The sequence below is a fragment of the Pyxidicoccus fallax genome (assembly GCF_012933655.1).
In the GTDB taxonomy this organism is placed as follows: Bacteria; Myxococcota; Myxococcia; order Myxococcales; family Myxococcaceae; genus Myxococcus; species Myxococcus fallax.
Window position 1 is genome coordinate 1 of record NZ_JABBJJ010000760.1, and the last position, 590, is coordinate 590.

The following is a 590-nucleotide window of genomic DNA, read 5'->3' on the forward strand; positions in this document are numbered from 1 at the left end:
CCCCACCACCTCCATCACCGGCAGGTCCGAGTACGAGTCCGTGTAGAAGGCGCACGCCGACAACGGCACGCCGGCCTCGCGCGAGTAGGCCTCCGCGAGGGTGCGCTTGCCCTCGCCGAAGCAGATGACGCCCAGCGGACGGCCGGTGTGCCGGCCCTCGCCGTCCACCTCGAAGCGGTTGCACAGCACGGCGTCCAGCCGCAGCTCCCGCGCCACCAGCTCCGACAAGTAGCCCGACGAGGACGTCAGCAGGACGAGCCGGTCCCCCGCGCGGCGGTGCTCCTCCAGCGCCAGCCGCGCGCCGGGGCGGTACAGGGGGCGCACCATCTCCTCGTAGAACAGGGCGGTGCGCTCCTGGATGGGCCTCGCGAGTGAGCCCGCCAGCTGGGCGATGGCGCGCGCCACCGCGTCCTGCATGGAGACGAAACCCAGGTGGTAGCGGGCAATCCACAGGCTGGCGCGCAGCGCCTGCAGCCGGGTGATGTGCCCCAACTCCAGCTCGCGGCGGACCCACAGCGAGCCGGAGTTGACGGAGATGAGCGTCTTGTCGAGGTCGAAGAAGGCGACGGCCACGCCCTACCTCCTAACCC

At 71.5% G+C, this 590-nt stretch carries 1 protein-coding gene; it reads right to left on the reverse strand.

Translation table 11 applies throughout. From position 1 onward, the window contains the following. Window positions 1-573: HAD-IB family hydrolase (locus HG543_RS54045; protein ID WP_169352723.1), on the reverse strand; the 573-nt coding region annotated here is incomplete at its 3' end. Between the last annotated feature and the right edge of the window lie 17 nt (window positions 574-590).